Raw genomic sequence first — 5057 nt, 5'->3', positions numbered from 1 at the left:
CCCCCCCCCCCCCCCCCCCCCCCGCGACGCCTCACGCAGGGCCGCCGATCGGGGATCGGAGGCGTCTCGCCCTGGCCGATGGCCGGGGCGGGTGACGCTTCAAGGTTCCGGCTTCCGTGTCAGCTCTCCACCGGCATCGCCTGGGCGATCAACTCCTGGAGGTACAGGCCGCGACGGGCGTCGAGCTCACCGGACACGCCCGTACGTACGGCGCCGGCGAAGGCCTGGCGCAGCATCGGCCAGCACTCCGCGTAGTCGAGGTTCGCGCTGTCGTACACGAGCTCGGGATGAGAACCGAAGAGCTCGACGCGCATGATCCCGGGCCGCACGTCGACCGATCCGGACAGCGAGGCCTGGCTGACCGCGCCGCTCTCGTGCTCGCAGGTCAACTCGACCCACCGGCGCGGATCTCCAGTCCCGCGAACCCGCACGATGGGGCCCATGGCCGCGTCCAACAGGTCCAGCATGTGCGGGCCGAGATCCAACAGAGCGCCGTGCTCCAGCCGCCAGGGGGTCGCGAAGTCACCGCCCAGGAAGGCCCCGCTCAGACAACACGAACGTGCTCCCGCGGCCTCGACCCCCTTCGCCGCCCTCAAGAACTCCTGGACGACCGGGTGATAGCGATTGGTGAGGACGACCTGGGACACCACCCCTGCCTCGTCAATGGCATCGACAAGCCGACGCGCCGACGCTACGTCCAGCCCGAGCGGCTTCTCCAGCAGCAGCGCCTTGCCGGCCTTCGCGGCCCGACCGGCGAGCTCCGCCTGAACGTCCGGCGGAACCGCGAAGGCCACCGCCTCACAACTGTCGAGCAACTCCTCGAAGCGGGACGCCACGGCGGCTCCGTGCGGCGCGGCGGTCTCCCGTGCGGCGTCCGGGCGGCGTGCCCACACCGCCGTGAGCTCCGTCTCGGGCCCGGTGGCGAGCACGGGCGCGTGCACGCCGCGCGCCCAGGGTCCGGCACCCACGAGGCCGACCTTGAGGGGGGAGTGGGGCCAGGGTGACGAGGTGTCGTTCACGGAGGTCCTATCTATCTGTGCCGGGCGATCGGTGACGAAGGATGGCAACCGTGAAACGACCGGGCCAGGCGGGTCGTGCCCCGTGGCGTGGGCGGGGTTTTCCTCACCCACGCGCGAACCTACACCGGCCGCAACCACACCGTCGCCAGCGGCGGCAGCGTCAGCCGGATACTCGCCGCCCACCCGAGCCGCCCCTCACCGTCCGGCTCGACGGGATCCGGATTGGTCACGTCACTCCCGCCATAGCGCCCGGCGTCCGTGTTCAGTACCTCGCGCCAGGCCCGAACGTCGTCAGGCACACCCAGCCCGTACTCACGTCGAACCACCGGAGAGAAGTTGGACACCGCCAGCAGCGGCTCCCCACCCGCGTCGAAGCGCAGGAACGCGAAGACATTGTCCTCCGCCGCATCCCCAGCGACCCAGGCGAACCCGGAAGGATCGGTGTCGCGCTCCCACAGAGCAGCAGTTGCTCTGTACTGACGATTGAGCTCGCGAACCAGGTCGCGTACACCCTGGTGGTCGGCCGCGGCGCCGTACGACGGGTCCAACAGCCACCAGTCCGGTCCGTGCGCCTCGGACCACTCCGCGCCCTGCGCGAACTCCTGCCCCATGAAGAGGAGTTGCTTGCCGGGGTGGGCCCACATGAAGCCGAGGTAGGCACGGTGGGTGGCCCGCTGCTGCCACCAGTCACCCGGCACCTTCGAGACCAACGCCTGCTTGCCGTGCACCACTTCGTCGTGCGAGATCGGCAGTACGTAGTTCTCGCTGTACGCGTACATCATCGAGAACGTCATCTCGTTGTGGTGGTACTTCCGGTGGACAGGCTCCTTCGCCACGTAACCCAGCGAGTCATGCATCCAGCCCATGTTCCACTTCAGCCCGAAACCCAGCCCCCCGTCGGAGGTCGCACGCGTGACCCCGCCCCACGCGGTCGACTCCTCCGCGATGGTGAGCACCCCAGGGCAACGGCGATAGACGGTCGCGTTCATCTCCTGGAGGAAGGCGACGGCGTCGAGGTTCTCCCGTCCGCCGTGCTCGTTGGGACTCCACTGCCCGGCCTCGCGCGAGTAGTCGAGGTACAGCATGGAGGCGACGGCGTCGACGCGTAGTCCGTCGATGTGGAACTCCTCGCACCAGTACACGGCGTTGGCGACGAGGAAGTTGCGGACCTCGCGGCGCCCGTAGTCGAACTCCAGCGTTCCCCAGTCGGGGTGCGCGGCCCGCAGCGGGTCCTCGTGTTCGTACAGCGGGCGTCCGTCGAACTCGGCCAGTGCCCAGTCGTCCCGCGGGAAGTGCGCCGGCACCCAGTCCATGATCACGCCGATCCCGGCCCGGTGCAGCGCGTCGACGAGGTACTTGAAGTCGTCGGGGGTGCCCAGGCGGGCGGTCGGCGCGTAGAAGCCGGTGACCTGGTAGCCCCAGGAGCCGCCGAAGGGGTGCTCGGCGACCGGCATCAGCTCCACATGCGTGAAGCCCAAGTCCGAGATGTAGGCGGGCAGTTGGTCGGCCAGCTGGCGGTACGTCAACCCTGGGCGCCAGGAGGCCAGATGGACCTCGTACACCGAGAACGGCGCCTCATGCACGGCCCGCTGCCCCCGCTGAGCCATCCATTCCCCGTCCCGCCACTCATGGCGGGAGACATGAACCACCGATGCCGTATCAGGCGGCGTCTGCGCCCAACGCGCCATCGGATCGGCCCGCATGGTCCTGGAACCGTCGGGCCGGGTGATCTCGAACTTGTAGAGCTCGCCCTCGCCGATCTCCGGGACGAACAGCTCCCACACCCCGGAGGAGCCCAACGACCGCATGGGCAACGCGGTCCCGTCCCAGAAATTGAAGTTCCCCGCAAGCCGCACACCACGGGCATTGGGCGCCCACACCGTGAAGCGGGTGCCGGCCACGCCTTGGTGCACCATCGGGTCGGCACCGAGCGCCGTCCACAGCTGCTCGTGCCGGCCCTCCCCGAACAGATGCAGATCGAACTCGCCGAGCGAAGGCAGGAAACGGTAAGGATCCTGCACCTCGAACTCGCCCCCCGCGTACCTCACCAGCAACGTGTACTCGGGGACCGACTCAAGCGGCAGGACCCCCGAGAAGAGCCCATCACCTTCGTCGTCCAGCTCAGCGCGCACACCGTTCGCCAACGACACGGTCACGGCCTCGGCATACGGCCGCAGCGCGCGAAAGACCACACCCCCCAGTATCGGATGGGCCCCGAGCAACGCATGAGGGTCATGATGGGCGCCCGACAACAGACGCTCCCGATCTGTCACGTCCATCGAAGCCAACGAGGCCACCGAAGCCGTTGGCCGTGCGCCGAGGCCGCCACGTCCCGCCACGGAGGAGCCGACCGCGACAGGCCGGGCGTCCTCAGATGTCGACGTTGATGGAATCGGGGACGGGGTCCGGGATACGGAGATGCTGTGGGACACCACGGCTTCAGCCTCCTCGTGCGCTGTGAAAGGAATGAACGGGCTTCTGCGGACCACGACCGGAGGGAGTGCGATCGCGTTCGGCGAGACGGGCGATCGCCGCCATCGGCACCGGCAGCCAGTCGGGCCGGTGCCGTGCCTCGTACAGCACCTCGTACACGGCCCGGTCCGTCTCGTGCGCGCGCAGGAGCTCGGACTCCGCGCGCGGGTCCCACTCGGCCTCGGCGGCGTACCCCGCGCAGTAGGCGTCCCGGCAGCGCCGCGCCCATTCCGGACGCCACGGCCGACGGCTGCGGGCGGCATAGTCGAAGGAACGCAGCATGCCCGCGACATCGCGTACGGGCGACTGGGGACGCCGGCGCTCGGCGATCGGGCGGGCCGGTTCGCCCTCGAAGTCGATGACGAACCACCGGGGTCCGGCCCGCAGCACCTGACCGAGGTGTAGATCGCCGTGAATCCGCTGTACGGGGCGGCCCGCGTCTAGCACGGCGAGCGCGTCGAAGGCGGCCCGCAGACCGGACACGTACGGCAGAAGGGCCGGTACGGACTGGCTCGTGGCGTCCAGACGCTCGTGCATCCCGGCCGCGAGCAACCTGTTCTGACGCTCAGTCGGGGGGTTGATGGCGAACGCCGCGCCCAGCGCCAGGTGCACCTCCGCGGTCGCCCGCCCCAGTTCGTACGCCTCGTCGGTGAAGTCCCCTCCCGAGACCAGCGATTCGAGCGCCAAGGTCCACCCGTCGGCGGCATCGCGAAGAAACGGCTGGAGCACGCCGAGCGTTGCTTCCTGCGGCTGAGAGGTCCGAAACCATGCCACGGGGGCCGGTACACGGGTGCAGCCCTGCCGGGCCAGAGCCCATGGCACCTCCAGGTCCGGGTTGTTGCCCGGCTGGACCCGGCGGAAGACCTTCAGGATGTACGAATCCCCGTAAACCAGCGAGGAGTTGGACTGCTCGGCGTCGAGCAGCCGCGGGGCGAGACCGGCGGGAACCGTCGTGTGTGCGTCACGCTCGAACCGCAGAGGGCCCACCGTTCCCGGAGTACGCAGCCGCTCCAGGAGCAGGCTCGCCCAGCGGGGCTCCTGGAGGGCGTCGTACACCATCAGGCCGGCCAGCGGCCCTTCGCTCGGACGGCCGATGCGGGCATGGGCGAGAGGGGGTGGCAGGACGTCCCGGACACCGAGAAACAACTGGTAGCAGTCCCCCGGCACCGGAGCGGCGGCGTCATGTCGCGTGCTGACCAGAAGATGCAGACACCCCGGATGCAGCTCGGTCACCGACAGCAGAGCCAGATCCGTCACGTGCCGGCCCTTGCCCGCGAACCAGCGCTGTTTGGGCAGCCATGCCCGCAGCAGTCCGGCGAGCGACGTCAGCAGAAGAGCCGGACTGTGGCTGCTCGGGCGGGGCGGTACGACCTTGCGCATGGCGACGCGTCCTTTCAGGAGCACACCATCAAACGCCGGTTGGTGTGGGGAGCGACTGCGCGGAGTCGGAACCAGTAGAAGCCGTGGCCTGCGAGGGTGAGCAGGTAGGGGAGGTCGCCGATGGCGGGGAAGCGGACGCCGCCGATGAGTTCGACGGGGTGGCGTCCGTTGAAGGTCTGGAGGTCG

Annotated in this window: 4 protein-coding genes; all 4 read right to left on the bottom strand. The window is 69.4% G+C overall.

The genetic code is table 11. The features are described from left to right. Window positions 1–119 precede the first annotated feature (119 nt). Window positions 120–1019 (bottom strand): Gfo/Idh/MocA family protein, encoded by a 900-nt coding sequence (locus tag ACTWQR_RS55295; RefSeq protein WP_443234940.1) that lies wholly within the window; start codon window positions 1017–1019, stop codon window positions 120–122. Between the two features lie 119 nt (window positions 1020–1138). Next, window positions 1139–3298 (bottom strand): 1,4-alpha-glucan branching enzyme, encoded by a 2160-nt coding sequence (glgB, locus tag ACTWQR_RS55290; protein WP_443234939.1) that lies wholly within the window; start codon window positions 3296–3298, stop codon window positions 1139–1141. Window positions 3299–3458: 160 nt separating this feature from the next. Next, complete coding sequence (locus ACTWQR_RS55285; RefSeq protein ID WP_443234938.1) at window positions 3459–4871, bottom strand: maltokinase N-terminal cap-like domain-containing protein; 1413 nt, start codon at window positions 4869–4871, stop codon at window positions 3459–3461. 14 nt (window positions 4872–4885) lie between these two features. Beyond that, a partial coding sequence (locus tag ACTWQR_RS55280; protein ID WP_443234941.1) for an alpha-glucosidase C-terminal domain-containing protein occupies window positions 4886–5057 on the bottom strand: 172 nt, incomplete at its 5' end.

The sequence above is a fragment of the Streptomyces sp. 2A115 genome, from assembly GCF_052245575.1.
Classification (GTDB): Bacteria; Actinomycetota; Actinomycetes; order Streptomycetales; family Streptomycetaceae; genus Streptomyces.
This window is presented reverse-complemented; position numbering and strand designations above follow the sequence as displayed.